18 protein-coding genes and 7 pseudogenes are annotated in these 23,524 nt (G+C 41.1%); 22 read left to right on the top strand and 3 right to left on the bottom strand.

Annotation, left to right across the window (positions count from 1 at the left end; translation table 11 throughout):
• The first annotated feature begins 40 nt into the window (after window positions 1-40).
• The 15 genes and pseudogenes from PN838_RS19240 (at window position 41) to PN838_RS19170 (ending at window position 12,620) form a co-directional block, all read left to right on the top strand.
• A pseudogene (locus PN838_RS19240) lies at window positions 41-1,528 on the top strand (RNA polymerase factor sigma-54).
• 32 nt (window positions 1,529-1,560) lie between these two features.
• On the top strand, window positions 1,561-1,848 hold the full coding sequence (gene hpf, locus PN838_RS19235; RefSeq protein ID WP_215965185.1) for a ribosome hibernation promoting factor: 288 nt from the start codon (window positions 1,561-1,563) through the stop codon (window positions 1,846-1,848).
• A 156-nt stretch (window positions 1,849-2,004) separates the two neighbouring features.
• Window positions 2,005-2,385: a PTS sugar transporter subunit IIA gene (locus PN838_RS19230; RefSeq protein WP_334313544.1), complete on the top strand. Its 381-nt coding sequence runs from the start codon at window positions 2,005-2,007 to the stop codon at window positions 2,383-2,385.
• A gap of 1 nt (window position 2,386) precedes the next feature.
• Window positions 2,387-3,245: pseudogene (rapZ, locus tag PN838_RS19225) on the top strand (RNase adapter RapZ).
• Window positions 3,246-3,247: 2 nt separating this feature from the next.
• On the top strand, window positions 3,248-3,520 hold the full coding sequence (locus PN838_RS19220; RefSeq protein WP_215965182.1) for an HPr family phosphocarrier protein: 273 nt from the start codon (window positions 3,248-3,250) through the stop codon (window positions 3,518-3,520).
• A gap of 177 nt (window positions 3,521-3,697) precedes the next feature.
• On the top strand, window positions 3,698-5,053 hold the full coding sequence (mgtE, locus tag PN838_RS19215; protein WP_215965181.1) for a magnesium transporter: 1,356 nt from the start codon (window positions 3,698-3,700) through the stop codon (window positions 5,051-5,053).
• 57 nt (window positions 5,054-5,110) lie between these two features.
• The gene (locus PN838_RS19210) at window positions 5,111-5,908 is read left to right on the top strand and encodes a CvfB family protein (protein WP_272181677.1); all 798 of its coding nucleotides are present in this window, start codon (window positions 5,111-5,113) and stop codon (window positions 5,906-5,908) included.
• Between the two features lie 211 nt (window positions 5,909-6,119).
• On the top strand, window positions 6,120-6,257 hold the full coding sequence (locus tag PN838_RS19205; protein ID WP_272181676.1) for a hypothetical protein: 138 nt from the start codon (window positions 6,120-6,122) through the stop codon (window positions 6,255-6,257).
• A gap of 31 nt (window positions 6,258-6,288) precedes the next feature.
• On the top strand, window positions 6,289-8,754 hold the full coding sequence (locus PN838_RS19200; protein ID WP_272181675.1) for a M16 family metallopeptidase: 2,466 nt from the start codon (window positions 6,289-6,291) through the stop codon (window positions 8,752-8,754).
• Between the two features lie 71 nt (window positions 8,755-8,825).
• Window positions 8,826-8,972, top strand: a complete 147-nt coding sequence (locus tag PN838_RS19195) for a hypothetical protein (RefSeq protein WP_272181674.1) — start codon at window positions 8,826-8,828, stop codon at window positions 8,970-8,972.
• Between the two features lie 424 nt (window positions 8,973-9,396).
• Window positions 9,397-9,999 carry a substrate-binding periplasmic protein gene (locus PN838_RS19190; protein ID WP_272181673.1) on the top strand — a complete coding sequence of 201 codons (603 nt, stop codon included), beginning with the start codon at window positions 9,397-9,399 and terminating at the stop codon, window positions 9,997-9,999.
• Window positions 10,000-10,096: 97 nt separating this feature from the next.
• Window positions 10,097-11,041, top strand: a pseudogene (locus PN838_RS19185) (TRAP transporter substrate-binding protein).
• A complete protein-coding gene (locus PN838_RS19180) occupies window positions 11,038-11,193 on the top strand; it encodes a hypothetical protein (protein WP_272181672.1) in 156 nt (51 codons plus the stop codon). Before PN838_RS19185 ends, PN838_RS19180 begins: the two are co-directional and overlap by 4 nt.
• A 109-nt stretch (window positions 11,194-11,302) precedes the next feature.
• A complete protein-coding gene (locus PN838_RS19175; RefSeq protein ID WP_272181671.1) occupies window positions 11,303-12,094 on the top strand; it encodes a serine hydrolase domain-containing protein in 792 nt (263 codons plus the stop codon).
• 16 nt (window positions 12,095-12,110) lie between these two features.
• On the top strand, window positions 12,111-12,620 hold the full coding sequence (locus tag PN838_RS19170) for a serine hydrolase (RefSeq protein ID WP_272181670.1): 510 nt from the start codon (window positions 12,111-12,113) through the stop codon (window positions 12,618-12,620).
• 166 nt (window positions 12,621-12,786) lie between these two features.
• On the opposite strand, the gene PN838_RS19165 is transcribed toward PN838_RS19170, so the two are convergent.
• Both PN838_RS19165 and PN838_RS19160 read right to left on the bottom strand, forming a co-directional pair.
• The gene (locus tag PN838_RS19165) at window positions 12,787-13,992 is read right to left on the bottom strand and encodes a methyl-accepting chemotaxis protein (protein ID WP_272181669.1); all 1,206 of its coding nucleotides are present in this window, start codon (window positions 13,990-13,992) and stop codon (window positions 12,787-12,789) included.
• A gap of 49 nt (window positions 13,993-14,041) precedes the next feature.
• The gene (locus PN838_RS19160; protein ID WP_272181668.1) at window positions 14,042-14,380 is read right to left on the bottom strand and encodes a hypothetical protein; all 339 of its coding nucleotides are present in this window, start codon (window positions 14,378-14,380) and stop codon (window positions 14,042-14,044) included.
• A 186-nt stretch (window positions 14,381-14,566) separates the two neighbouring features.
• On the opposite strand from PN838_RS19160, the pseudogene hslV reads away from it, so the two are divergent.
• A pseudogene (hslV, locus tag PN838_RS19155) lies at window positions 14,567-15,084 on the top strand (ATP-dependent protease subunit HslV).
• A gap of 13 nt (window positions 15,085-15,097) precedes the next feature.
• A pseudogene (hslU, locus tag PN838_RS19150) lies at window positions 15,098-16,431 on the top strand (ATP-dependent protease ATPase subunit HslU).
• A 92-nt stretch (window positions 16,432-16,523) separates the two neighbouring features.
• On the opposite strand, the pseudogene pepB reads toward hslU, so the two are convergent.
• Window positions 16,524-17,810 (bottom strand): annotated as a pseudogene (pepB, locus tag PN838_RS19145) (aminopeptidase PepB).
• Between the two features lie 201 nt (window positions 17,811-18,011).
• On the opposite strand from pepB, the pseudogene PN838_RS27565 reads away from it, so the two are divergent.
• The 5 genes and pseudogenes from PN838_RS27565 to PN838_RS19120 all read left to right on the top strand — a co-directional run bounded on the left by PN838_RS27565 (window position 18,012) and on the right by PN838_RS19120 (window position 22,985).
• Window positions 18,012-18,956: pseudogene (locus PN838_RS27565) on the top strand (DUF808 domain-containing protein).
• Window positions 18,953-19,657, top strand: coding sequence for a DNA/RNA nuclease SfsA (gene sfsA / locus PN838_RS19135; RefSeq protein WP_272181667.1), 705 nt, complete (start codon window positions 18,953-18,955; stop codon window positions 19,655-19,657). Before PN838_RS27565 ends, sfsA begins: the two are co-directional and overlap by 4 nt.
• A 190-nt stretch (window positions 19,658-19,847) precedes the next feature.
• Entirely contained in the window at window positions 19,848-20,288 is a 441-nt protein-coding gene (gene dksA / locus PN838_RS19130) for an RNA polymerase-binding protein DksA (RefSeq protein WP_215965170.1), read from the top strand.
• Between the two features lie 36 nt (window positions 20,289-20,324).
• Entirely contained in the window at window positions 20,325-21,287 is a 963-nt protein-coding gene (gene gluQRS / locus PN838_RS19125) for a tRNA glutamyl-Q(34) synthetase GluQRS (protein ID WP_272181666.1), read from the top strand.
• A 759-nt stretch (window positions 21,288-22,046) separates the two neighbouring features.
• Window positions 22,047-22,985 (top strand): IS110 family transposase, encoded by a 939-nt coding sequence (locus PN838_RS19120; RefSeq protein WP_272181665.1) that lies wholly within the window; start codon window positions 22,047-22,049, stop codon window positions 22,983-22,985.
• Window positions 22,986-23,524 lie beyond the last annotated feature (539 nt).

The following is a 23,524-nucleotide window of genomic DNA, read 5'->3' as shown; positions in this document are numbered from 1 at the left end:
AGTGTATAACCATTAATTAGTATAATCTGATTGGAATTAGATGAGACCTTCACTTCAATTAAAAATGGGTCAGCAATTAACAATGACCCCACAATTGCAACAAGCCATAAGGTTGTTGCAGTTATCCTCATTAGAACTCCACCAAGAAATTCAAGAAGCCTTGGATAGCAATCCTCTATTGGACGCAGAAGACGAAAGTTTAAATCACGAAAAAAGCGAACAATCGATAGAAGATGTATTGGGTGAAACGGAAGGTCAAAACAAAACGACCGACGACGATACCGACTGGGCGCAGGAAGAAATAAATACCACTGAAGCACTTCAAACCGAAACCATCAGTGAAGAGATGTCTACGGATACAACATGGGATGACTACATGAGCGCCGCCCCTGCGAGCTCTGGCCCAGCATATGAAGGCGAAGACACAGTCTATCAAGGTGAAACCACTGACAATATTCAAGACCACCTACGCTGGCAGTTAAACCTTTCTACGTTTACCGAACAAGATCTTGCAATCGCGACCGCCATTATTGACGGTGTCGACGAAAAAGGCTTTTACGCCTCACCGCTGAGGACATCGTAGAAGCCATTGACATCGAAGATGTGGAAATAGAAGAAGTTGAAGCGGTACTTAAACGTATTCAACTATTCGACCCCGTAGGCGTCGCCTGCAGAGGGTTACAAGAATGCTTGTCGGTGCAATTGAAACAATTTTCAAATGACACGCCGTGGAAATTTGAAGCCATAGACGTTATCGACAATTACATCGATTTACTGGCCAATCGTGATTACCGGACTTTACTTAGAAAAACCAAGTTAAAAGAACCCGATCTGAAAGATATTCTAGAACTCATCCAACAACTTAATCCAAATCCTGCAAGTGTCGTTATCAAAGATGAAATCGACTACGTCATTCCCGATGTAACGGTCGTTAAGAAAAAGGTCGTTGGTTAGTAGAGCTAAATCCAAATTCCATGCCTAAACTAAAAATAAACGAACAATATGCATCGTTGTCAAAAACCTCAAAAAATACCAGTGACACGCAATTTGTACGTTCCCATTTACAAGAAGCTAAATGGTTTATCAAAAGTTTAGAAAGTCGTAACGATACGCTGCTAAAAGTATCAAACTGTATCGTGCAGCAACAGCAGGGATTTTTTGAATATGGCCCAGAAGCCATGAAACCAATGGTTTTGAACGATGTCGCAGAAATGGTCGACATGCATGAATCAACAATTTCTCGTGTGACGACTCAAAAATATATGCACACACCTAGAGGAATTTTTGAACTTAAGTACTTCTTTTCGAGTCATGTAAGTACAGAGAACGGTGGTGAATGTTCTTCCACTGCGATTAGAGCTTTAATCAGAAAGTTAGTTGCGGCGGAAAATCAGGCTAAACCTCTCAGTGATAGTAAAATTGCAGAGATCCTAGCTGACCAAGGTATTCAGGTTGCCAGACGGACTATTGCAAAATACCGGGAATCATTGAATATTCCCCTTCAAACCAACGAAAACGACTGGTGTAAACACCTCTCTATATCAACAGAAGGAATTTTTTATGCAAATTAATTTAACTTGTCGTCATATAGATTTAACAGAGTCATTAAAAGAATACGTAGATAACAAATTTGCTAAATTAGAGCGTCACTTTGACCATATCAATAATGTCCATGTGATTTTAGACGTTGAAAAACTGAGTCAAATAGCTGAAGCAACCTTACATGTAAACGGTGGTGAATTGTTCGCCACTTCTGAACATAACGATATGTATGCCGCGATTGATAGTTTAATAGATAAGCTAGATCGACAGGTAATAAAACATAAAGAGAAATTGACCCGTCACTGATGGGTTTAAACTAAATAAACGTGACGCTAGGGACGGCGTCACAAACAACACCTTTTGGCGTAAGCAAAAGGTAGGCAGTTAACCAAACATGAATTTAAAATTATTACTTCAACCAGATTGCACCAAAGTTATTGCTGATTGTAAAAGCAAGAAAAAATACTTGAACATATAGCTGAAATTGCGAGTGCGCAGCTGCCAAATTTATCTAGCATAGATATTTTAGAGAGCTTGATGAACAGAGAAAAGTTGGGCAGCACTGGTATAGGTAACGGAATTGCGATACCACATGGCCGAATAAAAAATTCGAGTAAAGCGGTAGCAGTTCTCTTAGTTACCCACAAAGGAGTGAATTACGATGCGATTGATAAACGACCTGTAGATATCTTTTTTGCCCTGTTAGTACCAGAAGATCAATGCGACACTCATCTGGCAACATTGGCATCGATAGCAAAAACCTTTGACAACAAAGATGTTTTACGCAAAATTCGTAGAGCAGAAACAGATTTGGATTTATACAACATAATAGAAGCCGCCTAAAATGCATATTTTTATTGTTAGTGGCCGTTCAGGCTCAGGGAAGACCGTCGTACTGCGAGTGTTAGAAGACCTTGGTTATTACTGTGTGGACAACCTACCAGTAAATCTATTGCCAGCTCTATCGCACAGTCTCAGTCAAAATTATGAACAAGTTGCCGTTAGCATTGATGTTCGGAATATTCCAGAATCCGAGCAAGAGCTAGTCGAAAACCTCGATTTTTTACCTAAAAACGTTAATACAACGGTTTTGTATATTGACGCTAAAGACGAGGTTTTGATCCGTCGTTATAGCGAAACTCGTCGCTTGCACCCATTATCAAAAAAGAGTCTGGCCTACCTGAGGCAATTCAAGAAGAACGCAAGCTCCTTGATTCTATTGCTACTCGTGCCGATTTGTTTATCGACACGTCAGATTTAAACGTTCACCAACTAACCGAAATGGTGCGCGAAAAAATTCTTGGTAAATCAGAAAAAACCTCGTAATAACGTTTGAGTCTTTCGGTTTCAAATATGGTGTACCAAACGATATCGACTTTGTATTTGATGCACGTTTTTTACCAAATCCACATTGGGAACCTGCTCTGCGGCCTTTAACCGGTATGGATTTACCCGTAATAGAATTTTTAGAAGCCGAGCCATTGGTTAATAAATTTGTATTCCAAATTAATAACTTTATGTCGACGTGGCTGCCACATTTGGAACGAAACAACCGCAGTTATTTAACCATTGCCATTGGCTGTACTGGCGGAAAACATCGCTCGGTTTACATCGCCGAGGCACTTGCAAACTTATATCGCTCACGTGAAAATGACGTTAAAACGCGCCATCGTGAGATAAGTCGTTATTTGAAGAGTGAATAAACATGGAAATTAGTCGTACCGTTACCATAGAAAACAAACTTGGGTTGCACGCCCGTGCGGCCACCAAACTAGCGCAATTAGCTCAGGGATTTGAAGCAACGGTAACTATTCAACAAGCAGACAAAAAAGCCAATGCCGATAGCGTGATGGCATTGTTGATGTTGGCCAGTAACCAAGGTAAAGATGTGACCGTAATCGCGACGGGTAACGAAGCAAAAGTCGCTGTTGACGCTATCTGCGAGCTCATTAGCAATAAATTTGATGAAGACGAATAATTAGTATTTTGATTGTTTTAACTTAAATAAAAACAATCAGTTGCTATTAAAAAATGTCATTTTGAGTTAATATTGGCGGCGAGACCACACTTAGGTTTACGTTTCCTTTATATATTGGGCCAGCGATTGGCAATATATCCTTTATAGAAAGTAACTTCATCACACACTAAGGGTTTTATGGCAGAGCTTTTAGAGCAAGAATACAACATCCCTATCGAAGAACTCAATACTGCACTTAGCGGCGGTATGTTTGTGCACGTTAGAAACATGTTGGATTCGATGCCTACTTCAGATATCGCTCTGTTACTGCATTCCTCACCACCAAAATCTCGAACCGTAATTTGGCAATTAATCGACTCCAGTATCCAAGGTGAAGTTCTCGAAGAACTGTCTGAAGATGTGCGTAACCCTATCTTACGTAGCATGACCCCAGAAAAAGTCGCTGAAGCTGCCGGTAACTTAGACGACGACGACTTTGCCGAAGTCTTACGTGGTATGCCAGATACGATTTATCGTAAAGTATTAAAAAGTATGGACAAGCGAGACCGCAAACGCGCAGAGCGTGTGTTGTCCTACGAAGAAGATACCGCCGGTGCATTGATGAACACCGACACAATAACAGTACGTCCGGACGTAACGGTGGACGTCATTTTGCGGTATCTGAGATTAAAAGGCGCTTTACCTGAAGCCACCGATTATTTGTATGTCGTGGACAAAGACGAAAAATTTATTGGTGAAGTCTCCCTCGCGGCCTTGTTAACCAGCCAACCGGTTAGCCTAATTTCTGAAGTAATGGAAACCGATTTCGAAGTCATTCCTGCAACGATGGAAGAAACGGAAGTCGCGTCTTTGTTTGAACGGTACGACTGGATTTCAGCTCCGGTTATTGACGAAAATGGGTTATTGCTTGGACGTATAACCATCGATGACATCGTCGACGTAATCCGCGAAAATGCCGCGCACTCGATGCTAAGCATGGCGGGTCTCGACGACGAGGCGGATACCTTTGCGCCAATCGTAAAAAGTACCCAACGACGTTCTTTGTGGTTGGGCGTGAACCTGTTTACCGCGTTATTAGCCGCATTTGTCTCCAGCCTGTTTGAATCGACCCTCGACGAATTAGCGTTCCTAGCGGTTTTAAATACCATTGTCCCGAGTATGGGTGGCGTCGCGGGTAGTCAAACACTAACTCTCGTTATTCGCGGGATGGCCGTAGGTCATGTTACACAAGCTAACCAACGATGGTTAATGGGCAAAGAGCTCGCTATCGGTTTCTATAATGGTCTAATTTGGGCTGTGTTGATTGCTGGCGTAGTTGCACTTTGGAAACAAGATTTAATGTTAGGCGCAGTTATTGCTTTTGCAATGATGATGAACCTAATCGCAGCCGGACTTTCTGGCGTATTTATCCCCCTAATGCTAAAACGCATGAACATTGATCCAGCGCTTGCTGGCAGTGTAATATTAACCACAGTTACCGACATAGTCGGCATCTTTACCTTTTTAGGTACAGCGACTTGGTTACTGATCTAACTCAATACGCTATACTCTTGCCGAATACCCTATTTTCTTTATATTGGACTGACTTAAATGATACAACTTGGCCGCTTTAATACGCTCACTGTAGTAAAACATGTTGAATTTGGCGCGTTTCTCGACGGTGGAGAAGCCGGCGAAATATTACTTCCACGTCGTGAAGTTGATGACACAGTGCAAGTTGACGAAGAGATCAGTGTATTTATTTACCTAGATTCCAAAGACCGACCAATCGCAACATTTAGAAAGCCTAAAATACAAGTTGGCGGATTTGCCTATTTAAAAGTTGTCGACGTTAATCGCGTTGGTGCGTTTTTAGATTGGGGCTTAGAAAAAGACTTGATGGTGCCATTTGCAGAGCAAAATACGCCAATGGAAGTGGGCCAATCATATATCGTCACTATGTACATCGATTCACTCGACTTACGCCCTACCGCGTCTTCTAAAATAGACAAATTTTTAGTTGAAGAAAATAACAAGACATTTAAAACAAACGAACAAGTTGAACTGCTTATTGCGTCGAATACAGATTTGGGCTTAAAGGCGATTATCAACCAGAGCCATTGGGGTCTAATTTTTAAAGACGACATATCAAAACGATTATCCTACGGTGACACCGTGTCGGGATTTGTAAAACAGATCCGTGGCGATGACAAAATTAATATCGCACTGGAAAAAACCACTGAAATTCGTGACCGTCAGAGCCAACAAATCATCGACTTTTTAGTTAAAGAAGGTGGATTTGCCGGCGTTCACGACAAGTCAGATCCTAATTTAATTAGAAAATTATTTGGCATGAGCAAAAGCGCATTCAAAAAGCCATTGGTGGACTGTATAAAAAAGGTGACATAGTCATCGAATCAACCGGCATCCGACTGATTGAAAAGTAGGCTACACAAGGCCTAGAACAGATCCTGAGGTTGTTACAACTTTTTACATTTAAACAAGTATTAAGCCGTTAAGTACAGGTGACAAGAGTAACGCCATTACGTTATTCTTGTTGGCTGAAACTATGTGCATAATATTGCATGTAAAAATTTGTGTTCAACAAAGGATTTTCAAAATGAAAAAGTGGACTCTACCGGTAATTACCCTTGCCGTATTAACTGGTTGTAATTTGGTTTCACCATTTGGTGACGCTGACAAACAACAAGTCATCGCTGGTATCCCGGTTATCGAAGAAGTAACTGCGGAGCCTTAGCAAAACAGTTATCCCATATAAAAAACTCCAATTGGAAAACGGCCTAACGGTTATTTTGCATAAAGATACTTCCGATCCACTTGTTCATGTAGACGTCACTTATCATGTTGGTTCTGGCCGTGAAGAAATTGGTAAATCTGGTTTCGCACACTTTTTTGAGCACATGATGTTCCAAGGCTCAGAAAACGTGGCTGACGAGCAACATTTCAAAATAATCACAGAAGCTGGCGGTACTTTAAACGGTACAACCAACTCAGACCGTACAAACTACTTTGAAACCGTACCGGCTAACCAACTAGAAAAAATGTTATGGTTAGAATCAGACCGCATGGGTTACTTGTTAGATGCGGTAACTCAAGAAAAATTTGAAGTTCAACGCGAAACCGTTAAAAACGAACGTGGTCAGCGTGTCGACAATCGCCCTTATGGCCGCTTGTACGAAACAGTATCAGCAGCGCTTTACCCAGAAGGACATCCATATTCTTGGCCTGTAATTGGTTATATGGAAGACTTAAACCGCGTTAACGTTAATGACTTAAAAGCCTTTTTCCTTCGTTGGTACGGCCCAAACAACGCTACATTAACGATTGGTGGTGACTTTGATGAAGTAGAAACATTATCACTTATCAAAAAATACTTCGGCTCTATTCCTCGCGGCCCTGAAGTTAACATGCCAGAAAAAACCATGGTGACACTTGACGAAGATCGTTATATCTCTATGGAAGACAACGTACATTTGCCACTGATATACATGGCATTCCCAACAGTAAGTAACCGTCACCCTGACGAAGCACCACTGGATATCTTATCTGAAATTTTAGGTGGAGGAAAAACCTCTATCCTTTATAAAAACTTGGTTAAAAACCAATTTGCAGTACAGGCATCTGTCGGTCACCCGTGTTCAGAGCTTGCTTGTATGTTTAATATGTACGCTTTGCCAAACCCAGCGGCAGGCAAGTCACTTGCAGAACTAGAACAAATCATTCGAGATGCGTTAGTTGAATTTGAACAACGTGGCGTACAAGAAGATGATTTGATTAAAGCCAAAGCACAAATGGAAGCGTCATTTGTATTTGGATTACAAAGTGTGTCAGGTAAAGTGAGCCAGCTCGCGGCCAATGAAACATTTACTGGTAATCCAAATTATATTGAGCAAGATATCGCTCGTTATGCCAATGTCACTAAAGAAGACATCATGCGTGTATTTAAACAATACATTAAAGGCAAAAATTCAGTTGTAATGAGCATAGTACCTAAAGGTCAATTACAAGCCATTGCCCACGAAGATACTTACACAATTCCAAAAAGAACGATTGGTGAAAAATCTAATACTAGCGCAGATGACTTAGAATTACGCGTAGCGACTTCAAGTTTTGACCGCAGTGTTATGCCTCAAGCGGGTGCAAACAAGGCCGTGAATGTTCCGCAAATGTGGCAAAACAAATTAGATAACGGTATTACCGTATTAGGCGCTCAAAGCACTGAAACACCGACTACTGCGATTCTAATCAAAGTTCCTGCAGGTAATTACTTTGAGACAAAAGACAAAGCAGGCATGGCGTCAGTTCTTGCTGCAATGTTAAATGAGTCGACAACGACACGTTCTGCTGAAGATATGAGTAAAGCGCTAGAAAAACTTGGCAGTAACGTCAGTATTTCTGCTGATGATCACTACCTTAATATCAATATCAATGCGTTAACAAAACATCTTGATGCGACACTTGCATTAGCAAACGAAAAATTAGTCGCTCCAGCGTTTGATGCAAATGAATTTGCTCGCGTTAAAAATAATGCAATTCAAGGCATTAAAAACAGCCAAAAGGATGCGGGTTATTTAGCATCTACTGCGTATCGTAAATTAATGTTTGGTGATTCATTAGCAGGAATGCCTCAAGGTGGAACTGAAGCAACTGTCATGCAATTGACTTTAGCTGACGTAAAAGCGTTTTATCAAACTCATGTAAAACCAGCTGATGCACAACTTATCGTTGTTTCTGACTTGCCACAAACAACCGTTCAGAAGTCATTGGATTCGCTAAATAACTGGCAAGGTAAAGGCCCTAAATTATCAATTGAAATCCCTAATAGCTCTCACAAAGCAGGTGTGGTCTATTTAGTCAATAAAGATCAAGCAGCGCAATCTGCGATCAGAATTGGTAAGCGCGGGATCAGTCGCGATATTGTTGGTGAGTTTTACAAATCTTACCTAATGAACTTCCCTCTGGGTGGTGCATTTAACAGCCGAATCAACTTGAACTTACGTGAAGACAAAGGTTATACCTACGGCGCACGTTCGTACTTTTGGGGTGACAAGTTATCAGGTGGTTACACTGCCAGTGCTGAAGTCCGTGCCGATGCAACTGACAAATCAATTGTCGAATTTGTTAACGAAATCAAAAGCTACCATAAAGATGGTATAACGGATGCAGAACTTGATTTCATGCGTAAAGCAATCAATCAGCGAGATGCATTAAAATATGAAACGCTAAGGCGCTAAATTAGGTTTCCTTGCACAGATACTTGAGCACGATTTAACACCTGACTTTGTTAATGTCAGAAACGATATAGTTGCCAATATCAGCAAAAAGAAATCAACGCTTTAGCGAAAAACATCTCAACATCGACGAAATGTTGATGGTTGTTGTTGGTGATGCAAAAGTGTTAAAACCACAGCTAGAAGCTTTAAACTACAAAGTTATAGACTTCAAACTATAAAAAATAGCCTGCCATACCGGCGTCGAGCAGTGCCCTGTACTGCTCGGCTTAAAAAGGCATAACAACCTGATTGTTAAACAATAAAAGCCCGCTTGTTATAATAATAAGCGGGCTTTTTGTTGCGTAAACCTAAACAAAATTACTTGTTCACGAAAAACACCGAAATACATTTTGAAAAATCGCGCGATTAATCAAACCCAACGTCGGTGCTAGGCACGAAATTCCTATTCAAAAAAGCGACAGTCACTTGATTTCTTATGAGTCGATTGCCACTAGTCGAAAGTCGGTTTATTACCAATAATAATCAGCGTAGATTTGAATTAAATAAACTTCAAAAGTAGCCGTTTATAAGCGCCAAATTAGCTTTTTTATATAAACTAAAACTGTTACTGTGAAGATTAAAATTCTATTAGAGATTGTTTTTATGACAATTGATGCAATTAAGAAACTGTTTTTAACATGTTTATTAACTGCTGCTTTTTGCATGCATTTTGTCGTCAAGGCAGAGCCCAAAATCAAACTAGGTGTAACTGAAAGATGTCCTTACGTTTGTGCTGAAAATTCAGCAAATCAAGGTGTTCTAGTTGATATAATAAAACGCATCTTTGAGAAGAAAGGGGTGACCGTTGAAATTCAATTCTTCCCTCTAAATCGCGCAATGCGAATGCTTGAAAATAATGTTATCGATGGGGTTGTCGGTATCTTACAGCGTAATGCTCTGCAACTTGTTTACCCTGCGAAGAGCATTGGACAAGTGCAATATGTCATGTACACCTCTGGCAATAGTGACTGGCTATATACTGGCTTAAATTCTCTGAAAGGCAAAATACTTGGCGTTGAGGCCGGTAAGTCTTACGGTATTTTTGACAGTTACATACAGCGCCATACCAAAGACAACCGCGTCATTTACCAAAATTATGGCAATAATTCGACAACAAACCTGCTAAAACTATTAGAAAATCAGTACATAGATATTTTGTTCGAAGATAAAAACGTACTGGATTTTCATTTAAAAAGAAAAAAATAAAAAGCTAATAGAAGGCGGTGTCATTCCTCCAGATCATTTATATGTCGGCTTCTCTCCAAATAATCAACAAGCTAACACATACGCTGAAATAGTGACGATGGGCATTACCGAAATGCGCCAGTCGGGAGAGCTTGCTAAGGTCATGGCCAATTACGGTCTGACGGACTGGGAAAACCAAGTTGCAATTGAACGCGACCCGTTTGCTGGAAATTATGTCGAACGATTAGAAACTAATTTTAACTTTAAATCAGGCGGCAAAAAAATTGAATCTGCAACACTAATATTCGAAGGCTCAACAGCTAAATATGGCGGATATTGGCAATATGCTGCAAAATTCAAAGAGTCTTTAGAACGACTTTCCGTCGGGCAGTTAAAGGTAAACCTAAAATTTGGCGTGACCACCGAGCATGACATCGTAATGAATATTGCCGAAGGTAAAAGTCACATGGGAATGGTAGCGACAAATAACTTGTCACCTTTTGCACCATCGTTAGGCTTTCTATCGTTGCCGTACATGTTTCCCAATGAGGAGAGTATTAAAAAGTTGTTTCACGATCCTTTGATGGAAAAAATTGCCGACCGTACTGGATTAGAGTCAAATGTGAGGCCACTTAGCTTCTTTATCGGCGGTTACCGCCTATTGGCAAATAGCGCAAAGCCCGTAAGGACCACTGCGGATTTGCAGGGGCTAAGGATCCGAGTTCCGCGCAACCAATTAATGGTCGAAGCATTTCGTTCCTAGGGCATCGAACCGGTGCCATTGCCTTGGACAGGTATTTGGCCAGCCCTAGAGTCTGGGGTTATTCAAGGTCAGGAAAACCCAATCAATATTATTTTTGATGGCGTCAATAAAACAGAAGAAGTATGGGATGTATTAAAATACGTTACTAACATCCATTACTTTATGTTTACCGCGCCCCATATGATGTCAGAATCATTTTATCGTCAACTAACACCACATAGTCAGATGCTTGTTCAACAAGCCGCTAGAGAGGCTGAGGTGTATAGTTGGAGTTTGGTAAAAAAGAAGATGATAAAATGACACAATTTGCCAAAACCAAGGGCATGATATTTGTTGACCCTTTAAATGAAGTAGGCGATTGGCAGGCAAAAGCGCGTTCGATTTGGCCTGAATTTTATTTCAGAGTGGGCGGTAAAGAACTCATTGACGAGGTATTGGATGTTATCAAATAGCATCAAATAGCTAAGATGATAAAATTTGAGTTTATTACGGTATTTCTGGACGCGAAACTCATTAAATATTTACAGGCCCCATGGCAGATAAAAACATTAAGGAAATAAAATGCCAAAATTGACTAAATTAGTTGCCCTAACTAGCTCATTATTACTTTGCTCTTCCCTCTTATCAGCAGCAAATATTGATACCAAACTTATTGAGCAACACTTACAAACACGGGTATCTGAAGGTTCGGTTGGCGTCGGACTCGTCGTTGCTGTCGTAGACGGTAAACAAGACAAAATCATTGCTGTGGGTAAAGCCAATAAAACAAACAGCATGGCACTAAATAAATCGAGTTTGTTTGAAATTGGCTCGATCAGTAAGACGTTTACCGGACTTTTATTGGCAGACATGGTGATTAAAGGTGAATTAAATCTTGACGATCCTGTGTCTAAATATTTACCCAAGGGGGTATCTATGCCGACCCGCAACGATAAGCAGATCACCTTATTGCATTTAGCAACACATACCTCCGGTTTACCGCGTCTACCTACGGATTTCAAACCTAAAGATATGACAAATCCATACGCAGATTACTCGGTCGATATGATGTATGACTTTCTATCTAACTATCACTTACCCCGTGATATTGGCCAAACCCCAGAATATTCAAACCTCGGAGTGGGCCTGTTAGGACATGTACTCGCACTAAAAGCTGGAAAATCTTATGAAGACTTAGTTAAAGAACGAATTTTAAAGATATTAGGCATGGACAATACGACCATAACTATTTCTGCCGCCCAACAAAAACAACTGACAACTGGCCACGATGTATCTGGTAATCCAACCCCTCATTGGGATTTCCCGACACTTCCTGAGCAGGTGCTTTACGTTCTTCTGGCGCAGATATGTTGATCTTTTGAAGGCCAATATGGGCCTACTAGACAGCCCATTAGCGGCAGCCATCGATTTAACTCATAAGTTTCAACATTCCTTTGGTAATGACACATTATCCATAGGACTAAACTGGATAATCGCTAACACGCCAGCCGGAGATGTCATTGTGCATGACGGCGGCACTGGTGGGTATCGTTCGTTTATTGGATTTAATAAAACATCCAATCTTGGGGTGGTTGTTTTAGCCAACTCACAGGACGCTCCCGACGCGATAGGACAAGCGGTGTTGACCGGAAAAATTGACTCAATAAAAATGGTTGTGACTGAGGAAGTGACGTTAAGTAAACAAGAACTAACAGCCCTTACTGGTGATTATCAATTGGCGCCCAACTTCATCATTACCATAAGCGAAGCGGGCGGGCGTTTGTTTGCCCAGGCTACCGGACAACAAAAATTACCAATCTTTGCGAAATCTAAAAATGAATTTTTTATAAAGCTGTTAAAGCGTCTTATACATTTAATAAAAATAAAGAAGGGAAAGTAGACTCCTAGTGCTGCATCAAAATGGCAATCATCCCGCCAAGAGAATTGACTAATAATCAGTTGCAGTAAATCCCTACAGCTAATTGTAAAATAGCAAAAGGCGATTGATAAACCTCTTTATCAATCGCCTTTACATTTAAATAGAGACAAAACATAAAGTCGCTAATCTAGACTTTAAATTGACCTGCAACTTGTTCTAAGTCCAGTGAGAGTTTTGCCAGTGTCGCTGCAGTTTGCTTAGTATCACTCGACGAGTCCGAAACAATTGTCATGCCTTTTTTGATGTCATCGAGATCCAACTTCATCCTACCAATGTCATCTTGACTGCCCTGCGCCGCGGTTGCTAACACTCGGTTTTCATCACTTAACGAACGCACAGTTGCTTGAATGACTTTTAAAGAATCAACGGTGATTTCAGCAGCCGATACCGCTTCGTTGGCTTTCTCTTTATTAACATCCATTGCTTCAACGGCACTAGATATAGAGTTAACGATCTCTTCCAATATCGAGTTTATTTCATAGGTTGATTCGTGAGTTCGAGAGGCCAAAGTTCTCACTTCACCGGCAACAACCGCAAAACCTCTACCGGTTTCGCCTGCCCTAGCAGCCTCAATCGCGGCGTTAAGCGCTAATAAATTCGTTTGGTCGGCGATGTCCGCGATGGTTTTAACAACGTCGCTAACTTTATCCCCAGCCTGCTTCAAACTGAGTAACATTTCTGCCGACGCATCGATATCACTTGAGAGTTCAGAGATAATATTTGCCGTTTGACTAATATTAGCGGTGCCATCTTCAACCTGTGTCGCCCCGGTATGAGCAATGTCAGACGCGGTTTCCGACCGATTAGCTGCATCTGCAATGCTTGCCGCTAACTGTTCTGAACTATAGAATATTTTGTCCACAACATCAGATAGTTTCGCCACTTCATTACCTGATAAGCTCGCACTCTGATTCAGCACTGAAATTGAATCTTTAACGATGGCGGCAGAGTTACTAATATCTGAATTAACTTTTCTAAATACCGATAGCAACTTGTTAATACTTGCCGCGGTTAATGCAACTTCGTCGTTTGATCGAACATCGACCGATTGACTCAAATCATTATGTGCAACCACATTATCTAGCTGTTTGGACAGCGATTTAATTGGCGACGCAATATTTTTCTTGGCAAATCCGTAAGCGATTGCCGTTATAACAACAATGCTTAAAGTACTTAAAAACAACCAAAGTCTCATGCTACTTACATCGTTGCTGATGACAGACGTTTTTTGATTGGCTTCTTTTGATAATACGGTTGCTGACATAGAGACGATAGACTCAATCCGCGTGGCTTCTTCTTGAATTTTTGTTAGCGACCCCGCGCACCGTCCCAATCTACTTCGTCACTGGTCATTATGCTTTGAAATCGCTCAAGTTCACTTTTTAGCAGTTCAAAATTAACCTTTTTCCGGTCGGTACTAAAATATTTAAACTTTTCATCGCACTAACAACGGACTTAAATTCGCTGTTTACTGAAGTTTCAAATGCATCTTTTTCAATGGTGTAACCGTACAAACTGTAAGCGGCAACTAAAATTCGATTGACCCCTTGGTTTACTTTTGTGACATTTTGCAAGGCGGGTAAACTTTTATCGACAAACTCATCCGTGACTCTATTAATGTCTGATAGACCGGTAAACAGCACACTCGTTACAATAGCAACAATGACAATGATGGCTGCGTAACCGACTAAGACTTTTCGGCTAATAGAATTCAACAACATATTTATTCCTCGAATTGACAACAGACAACATAGGCCCAAGTAACTAAGACCGAATATATCACGACTATATTTCATTCTAGTTTAATACTAGATAATAAGGGTAACGGCGGGATAATTCATAAGTTAACATTGAAAATGGAAAAAACACCATTACATATTGTTCATTGATCCAAACAGGAGTGGAAAATGACCACAATAGTTTCAGTTCGTCGCGGCGACAAAGTATGTTTAGGCGGTGACGGCCAAGTTTCGTTAGGCAACACCGTAATGAAAGGTAATGCCGTAAAAGTTAGACGCTTATATCGCAACAAAGTTATTGCCGGATTCGCCGGTGGTACAGCCGACGCATTTACCCTATTTGAAAAGTTTGAGGCCAAACTTGAAATGCATCAGGGCCATTTAACTAAGGCAGCTGTTGAATTGGCAAAAGACTGGCGCACCGACAAAATGTTGCGCAAACTCGAAGCCCTTTTGGCCGTTGCAGATGAAACCGCCTCACTAATAATTACAGGTAATGGCGATGTCATCCAACCAGAACATGACCTAATTGCAATTGGTTCTGGCGGACCATTTGCCCAAGCAGCAGCAACTGCTTTATTAGAAAACACAGAGCTTTCTGCCAAAGAAATCGTGGAAAAAGCCTAAATATTGCCGGCAGCATCTGTGTTTACACCAATAACAATCTTACGATTGAAGAGCTATAAGCAGGATTTTATTATGTCAGCAATGACCCCTAGAGAAATAGTACATGAGTTAGACCAGCACATCGTTGGTCAAGACAAAGCAAAACGTGCCGTATCAATTGCGCTCCGCAACCGCTGGCGCCGTATGCAACTCGACGCTGACTTTCGTGCTGAAGTCACCCCGAAAAATATATTAATGATTGGACCAACCGGTGTCGGTAAAACAGAAATCGCACGTCGATTGGCAAAACTAGCCCACGCGCCGTTCATAAAAGTTGAAGCAACTAAATTCACTGAAGTCGGTTATGTCGGAAAAGAAGTCGAAAGTATTATCCGTGACCTTACCGAAATAGCGGTTAAGTTAACCCGTGAAACGGCAATTCAAAAAACAAACATAAAGCAGAAGAAGCGGCAGAAGAACGTGTCTTAGACGCCCTTTTGCCACCGGCTAGAGATTCGTTTGGACAAACGGTTGATAGCGATGCGCCAGAAAGTTCAACTCGTCAGGTTTTGCGTAAGCGTTTGAGACAAGGTGAGCTTGACGACAAAGAAATCGAAATTGACGTTGCTCAAAAAGAAATTGGTGTTGAGATAATGGCGCCTCCGGGCATGGAAGAAATGACTTCTCAATTACAGGGCATGTTCCAGAACTTATCGGGTGAAAAGACCAATAAGCGAAAACTAAAAGTCTCTGTTGCACTTAAGTTAATGATTGACGAAGAAGCCGCTAAATTGATCAACAATGATGACTTAAAAGAACAAGCTATTGAATCGGTTGAACAAAACGGCATCGTATTTATCGATGAGATAGACAAAATTTGTAAACGTGAAGGGGCAAATAGCGCCGATGTTTCACGCGAAGGTGTGCAACGTGACTTACTGCCTCTGGTAGAAGGCAGCACAGTATCAACAAAATACGGCATGGTGAAAACCGATCATATGTTATTTGTCGCCTCTGGGGCGTTCCAAATGAGCAAACCGTCGGATCTTATTCCAGAGTTACAAGGTCGTTTACCAATCCGCGTTGAATTAGATGCCTTAACTGCTGAAGACTTTGAACGGATTTTAACGGAGCCCCATGCTTCTTTAACCGAGCAATACAAAGCATTGTTAGCGACTGAAGGGGTGACTGTCAACTTCACTACGGATGGTATCAAACAAATCGCTCAAGCGGCATTCAGAGTCAATGAGACCAATGAAAACATCGGTGCTCGACGTTTGCATACCGTTTTGGAACGTTTGATGGAAGAAATCTCCTATAACGCCTCTGAAAAATCGGGCGAAACGTTTGAGATTACCGAGCAATTTGTTAAAGATAATTTAGATGAATTAGTGGCTGACGAAGACTTAAGTAAATACATACTTTAATTGTTAGCGAACCCCAAAAATGACAAAAGGCCTGATTTAATCAGGCCTTTTTTGTACTTTCATTTGGGTTAAGAAAAATAAATTTCGTTTTCTTAATCTTCAGTTAGCAATCTAGCAATTGTTCTTACACCCATCGCCGTTGCACCAGCAGAATACTTAGCGTTACTCGAACCGTTAAATGCGCCAGCGAGGTCAAAATGTAACCAACCCGTGCCGTCTTCTGTAACAAATCGAGATAAGAAGCCAGCTGCATTTGATGCGCCACCCATACCGCCACCTTTTTGCGGACGACTATTTGCCGTATCAGCATATGGAGACGGACAAGTATTACGATGGAATTTGTCTAATGGCAAAGGCCACGCACCTTCAAACTCAACTTCCTGCAGCCGCTAAACCTTTAGAAACATATTCCTTATCTAAACCAAATACCGCGTTGTAATCGGAACCTACGGCCATCATAGCTGCACCAGTTAATGTCGCCGCGTCGATAACTTTTTAGCACCCAATTCTGTTGCATGGAATAATCCATCCGCCAACACCAAACGGCCTTCGGCGTCGGTATTCACGATTTCGACTGTCGTACCATTTTTATACGTTAAAATGTCGCCAAGTTTAAATGCATTGCCACCAATCATATTCTCAGCACAACATAAGATCAGTCTGACACGTTTGTTCAAACCACGAAAGATCGCCAATGCCAACGCGCCTGTAACGGTTGCTGCACCGCCCATATCGCATTTCATCGTTAACATGCCTTCAGACGATTTTATTGAATATCCGCCACTATCAAACGTGATCCCTTTACCAATTAGTGCCGTTTCTATTGGCGCGTTCTCATCGCCTGTAGGATTGTAATCTAAGCTTAATAACACTGGAGGATGCACACTCGCTCGGCCAACGGCATGAATACCTACCCAGCCAGCTTCTAATAAATCGTCGCCAATAATAACATTTGCTTCAACTTTGCCCGTTGCTACCGACTTAATAAAGTCTATGGCGTGATTAGCCAGTGCTAATGGATACATATCCTGTGGCGGCAAATTGATAATATTTCGAGTCCAATCATAGGCCAGCTTGCGGTGTTCTAATTCGCTATCATCACTCGCCCAGACAACCGTTTGGCCGCCTTTAGCAGTGACAAACCCGAGATAAAAAGCCCATTGTTGTTCAACTGTCCACTCACCAGTAAGCGTCACTGCGTCGATACCTAAACCTTGAAGTTTACGTGATGACGTTTGTACAAGCGGCAAACTTGCGCGTTCGTCCAATTGCTGAATATGTATTTGATAACCTTCTACTGTCGTACTAATTGGGTTTGAATCACCCCATTTTTTAGCGGCAGGTTGTCCGCTCAACGTCACTTCGATCGTATTAGTCATATCATTATTCTCAATTTTGTAGGGATTTTATTATTATCAAAAACTCGTTTTGTGCACGATGTCTTTGTTTCATTATAGATAATAGAAAATTATCACACCTTAGTCAGTCGTTCTCTATGGTAATGTAAAAAATAATCTTTAATATTGGCTAATTATCAATTCTACGTATTCAATTTTAAACACTACACATGGAGAGGCTACATGGCTGGAGCAAGTTTTTTCGCGCTATTTGACGATATCGCGCTAATATTAGACGATGTTGCTGCAATGACAAAAGTTGCTGCAAAAAACGGCCGGTGTTTTAGGCGACGATTTAGCGGTCAATGCCGAACAAGTATCTGGTGTCAAAGCCAATCGTGAACTTCCTGTTGTGTGGGCGGTTGCAAAAGGCTCGTTTATCAACAAACTTTTCCTCGTCCCAGCCGCACTGGCAATTAGTGTTTATTTACCGTGGTTAATTGTCCCCTTGTTGATTTTAGGTGGTTTATTTTTGTGTTTTGAAGGCGCAGAAAAGATCCTAGAGTCATTCCACCAAAGCGATAATAAGACCAACGAAAAAAAGCCGCACATAAAGAACTTGTCGAAGCGGTAAAAGACGAAACTGTCGACCTTGTTGAATTCGAGAAAAATAAAATCAAAAGTGCTATCCGAACTGACTTTGTATTGTCCGCTGAAATTGTCATCATCTCACTAGGCACATTAGTTACAGCATCACTAAGTGACAAAATTACGGTTTTGAGCATCATTGCTATTGCAATGACTATCGGTGTTTATGGCCTTATCGCGGTTATTGTTAAGCTCGACGACTTAGGTTTATATTGGCAATCACTAGGCAATAAAACCCAGGTCAACAAAGTTTTGTACTCATTAGGTGGTGGACTTTTATTGTTTGCTCCGCGCCTAATGCAAAGTTTGGGGGTCATCGGCCTTGTTGCTATGTTTTTAGTTGGCGGCGGTATGCTCACACATAACATTCCATTTTTGCATCACTTCTCTGAATCAGTCGTCAATATCGTTCCCGACATGTACCTGTTAAAAGGCACAACAGGTATATTACTCGACGCTATTTACGGAATTTTAGCCGGTTTATTTGTTGCTGGCGTAGTTCATTTTATTCCTAAAAAGTCACCAACGGAGACAGTTTGAAATTACAAAAAGGTACTTTAATAAAACGGTATAAGCGATTTTTAGCCGATGTGACCACTGAGTCGGGGGATGAAATTACGATTCATTGCCCTAACACGGGTGCAATGACAGGATGTGCCGAGCCGGGCTTTACCGTTTATTACAGCACGAGTGACAACAAAAAGCGTAAATACCCAAATACCTTTGAATTGGCTCAAAATCAGTATGGCCACTATATTGGTATCAATACTGTTAAAGCAAATGAACTCGCCGTAAATGCTTTTGAGGCGGGGTTAATCCCAGAACTTAATGGCTACAATACCGTTCAACGTGAGGTGAAATATGGTGAAGAAAACAGTCGAATCGATATTAAACTTTCGTCGCCTGAGCTGCCAGATTGTTTTATTGAAGTTAAATCTGCAACTTTATTGCTAAACGCTGAAACCCATTTAGGAGCGTTCCCCGATGCGGTGACCACTCGTGGTCAAAAACATTTACGAGAACTAACACGCTTAGTTGAAGAGGGCTCTAGAGCTGTTTTACTCTTTTTAGTACAGCATACTGGGATCAAAAATGTTCAGGTCGCTGACCATATCGACCCTATATATGCCAAAGAATTGCAAAAAGCTATCGCTCAAGGGGTAGAAATTGTAGTAATTTGTACCCATATAGACCCGCAACAAATTAGAGTGAGTGAAAGAGGCAAATTTATAAATAAGTAAATTTAACTCAGAATTACTCATTTTCGCAGTAAATTACGGCCCAATTACCATATGTAACATGAATTGATTGCGTATTGTGTCCAATTTTGCTATAGATAGCGCCGTTTTTTTAGCACTACGCACAAGATGCTAAAGTACACAAAATATAACTGCGCGAATTGGTTTTAGAACTTTAGGAGATAAACAACGCATGGCAGATAAAAAATCATTGGGACTATTAGCCCAAGCAGGCGTTGAGGCTTATCAAGAAAGCCCAAATGAAGAGTACATGAGCGATGAGCAGCTTACGCATTTTAGAAAAATCTTAGAGGCGTGGCGCAACCAACTTCGTGAAGAAGTAGACAGAACTAAAAGTCATATGCAAGACGAAGCTGCAAACTTCCCAGATCCAGTTGACCGCGCGTCACAAGAAGAAGAATTTGCACTTGAATTACGTACGCGTGACCGTGAACGCAAGTTGATCAAAAAAATTGAAAAAACACTTGGTTTAATCGAAAGCGATGATTTTGGTTTTTGTAAAACATGTGGCATCGAAATCGGTATCCGTCGATTAGAAGCACGTCCTACTGCAGACCAATGTATCGATTGCAAAACGTTATCTGAAATTAAAGAAAAACAACTTGGCGGTTAAGGCTAAAGCCTTAACACCTTGTTAAGTTAGCGTTGCGTGAGCCACACATTTACGAACTTGTTTAGCAATCAATCTACGTTGCTTAAACAGGCACAATATCGTGGCCGCTTCGCTCCCTCCCCCAGTGGTCCCCTACATTTTGGTTCTCTATTAACTGCACTTGGCAGTTATCTACAAGCAAAAGCCAACCATGGTTTGTGGTTTGTACGCATCGAAGATATTGATAAACCCAGAGAACAGTTTGGCGCCGTTGACCAAATTTTAGATGCTCTAAGCGCGTTTGGTATGTCTTGGGACATTGATCCAAATACGAGCGAAGACCTCGCACCTGCAGACCGGGGATGTTTAGTTCAAACTAGGCGTTTACGTCGCTATCAAGAGATCTTAGACACCTTACACGCACATAACCTTACCTATGCCTGTCATTGTAGCCGCAAGAAAATTAGGCAAATGGGGGCCAATTATACGGGTTATTGTAGAAACAAAAATTTACCTCTCACCGATGCGGCCATACGAATTTGCAATGATCATGTTAACGCCACAAAGACTAACTCTGATTTTAATCACGAAGACTACATTATCAAACGTCGCGACGGATTATTTGCTTATCAACTCGTTGTTGTTATAGATGACATAGATCAGGGCATAACGGAAGTAGTAAGAGGCGCAGACATTTTACCCCTCACAACTCGACAAACGTCATTGTACAAGTTGTTTGGCATCACCCCACCTAATTATATGCACCTGCCATTAGTATCAACTAAACCAGGGTTTAAACTCAGTAAACAAAATCATGCTCGTGCCATTGATATCAACAATCCAAAACCTGAGCTAATACAAGCGTTAACCTTACTCGGCTTACCTGTTCAGCAAGATTTAATGTTAAAATCGGTAGCAGATATCATTACATGGGCTGTGGCACATTGGGATATCGCCAACTTGCCTGATACGACTGAAATAATAATTTCAGAACAAAAAACGTCATTCTCAAGCTTGTAAAACTAGTCTAGCCTAAGCGATATTCAGAATATCCAACCAAGTGCAGAGGAATTTCATAATTCACCTTTCAATTGGCTCAAAATTTCAGAACAAAAAACGTCATTCCTTAGCTTGTAATATGAGTCGAGCCACAGCGATATTTGGAACCTCCAACCAAGTGCAGAGGAATCACATAATTCGCCCAAAATTGGATCATAATAACCAGAACAAAAAACGTCATTCCAAAAGAGCGGAGCGATATTTGGAACCTCCAACCAAGTGCAGAGGAATTTCATAATTCACCTTTCAATTGGCTCAAAGTTTCAGAACAAAAACGTCATCCTAAAAGAGCCTTAGCGATATTTGGGACCTCCAACCGAGTGCAGAGGAAGTTCATAATTCGCTTTTAATTAGCTCATAATTTCAGAACAAAAACGTCATCCCAAAATAGCGGAGCGATATTTCGAACCTCCAACCGAGTGCAGAGGAAGTTCATAATTCGCTTTTAATTAGCTCATAATTTCAGAACAAAAACGTCATCCTAAAATAGCGGAGCGATATTTGGAACCTCCAACCAAGTGCAGAGGAAATAATAAAATCAGCGACTCTGACCCCACAGGTCTACTGCCCCCACAGGTCTAGAGCGATACTTGGAACCTCCAACCAAGTGCAGAGGAAATAATAAAATCAGCGACTCTGAAAATCCTCTAGACAGACCTCCAATTTGAGTACCAGCTATGCTGTAGATGCTCAAATCCAAAACCCAAACTGGAGGCTGTTATGACACTTTACTGCGGCATTGATTTACATTCAAATAATCACGTCATTGTGGTGATTGATGAAGAGGATAATAAACTTGTGAACAAACGTATTGATAATAACTTATCTACAACAATTGAGTTGTTATCACCCTTTAAAAACCAGTTACACTCCATTGCTGTTGAATCTACCTTCAACTGGTATTGGTTGGTCGATGGTCTGTTAGATGCAGGATTCAGTGTTGAATTAGTCAATACTGCCGCTGTAAAACAATACGAGGGATTAAAATATTCAGGCGATCACCAAGACGCCTTTTTCTTAGCTCATTTAATGCGACTTGGGATATTGCCTACCGGACATATTTATCCCAAAGAGCGCAGAGCGGTTAGAGACTTATTACGCCGTCGTCGACAACTAGTTAGGCAGTCATCTACGCACCTGATCAGTATTCAAAATCAAATATGGCGCTCGTTAGGTTACCGAGTCGATAGTAATCAAATGAAAAAACTAGACTTTGAATTGCCGTTTGAACAAAACAGCTATTTATACCATTCGGCCAATGCAAACTTGCAGGTGCTGCAATTATTACAACTGCAAATCCATCAGATAGAAACCGAAGTATTAAACGCCGTTAACTTAGAAAATGAATATAAGTTACTAACAGGTATCACAGGCATTGGTCCCATTCTCGGCTTAACCATCATGTTAGAAACGGGCAATATTCAGCGGTTTGATGACGTAGGGAATTACGTATCTTATTGTCGATGCGTAAACAGTTTACGAGAAAGTAACGGCAAGAAAAAGGCTCAGGCAACCGCAAAGCAGGTAACAAATACTTATCATGGGCGTTTTCAGAAGCCGCGCATTACATTGTACGTTTTGACAGTAAAGCAAAGCGTTTTTATGAGAGAAAAAAGCAAAACGAAACGGCATCGTCGCCATACGCGCTGTGGCACATAAAATAGCCAGAGCTGTGTATCATATGTTGAAAAACAACGAGCCGTTTGATGTAAACAGGGTATTTCAATGACTTAGCCGATAACAATCAGCCAGTAGTTGGGGTTGGATAACAAGCCAATGTTCCTCTGAATGGAGGTTGTTATCGGCACTTATTTATTCGCCCGCATGTTAAGCCACTTAGGGTCTGGAAAACAACACGATGTAGCGTTTGTTTAGCCACTTACTCTGTGCGATTTACGCATTGGATAACATGGGGAACTGAGGTTTTTGTGGCGCACCAAAAGTGCGTGGGGATAATATTTATCCTAGATCCAGATGGGTGAGTGGTGCGAATATTATATTCAGCACAAACCATAGAAAAACAAATTAGCGAGTAAAAAAGGCCAAAACGCTTTTGTTCATAGAAACAACAAGTTAACGATATAAATGGTTGCACAAGCGACACGGGATCGCTCGTGCTATTGACACGGTTTGTCTAATGGGTGACCCCACAGGTCTACCAACCGAGTGCAGAGGAATTTCATAATTCGCTTTTAATT

Source organism: Psychrosphaera algicola, assembly GCF_028401425.1.
Taxonomy (GTDB): domain Bacteria; phylum Pseudomonadota; class Gammaproteobacteria; order Enterobacterales; family Alteromonadaceae; genus Psychrosphaera; species Psychrosphaera algicola.
Note: the sequence above shows the minus strand (reverse complement) of the source record. Positions and strands in the feature narration are given on the sequence as shown.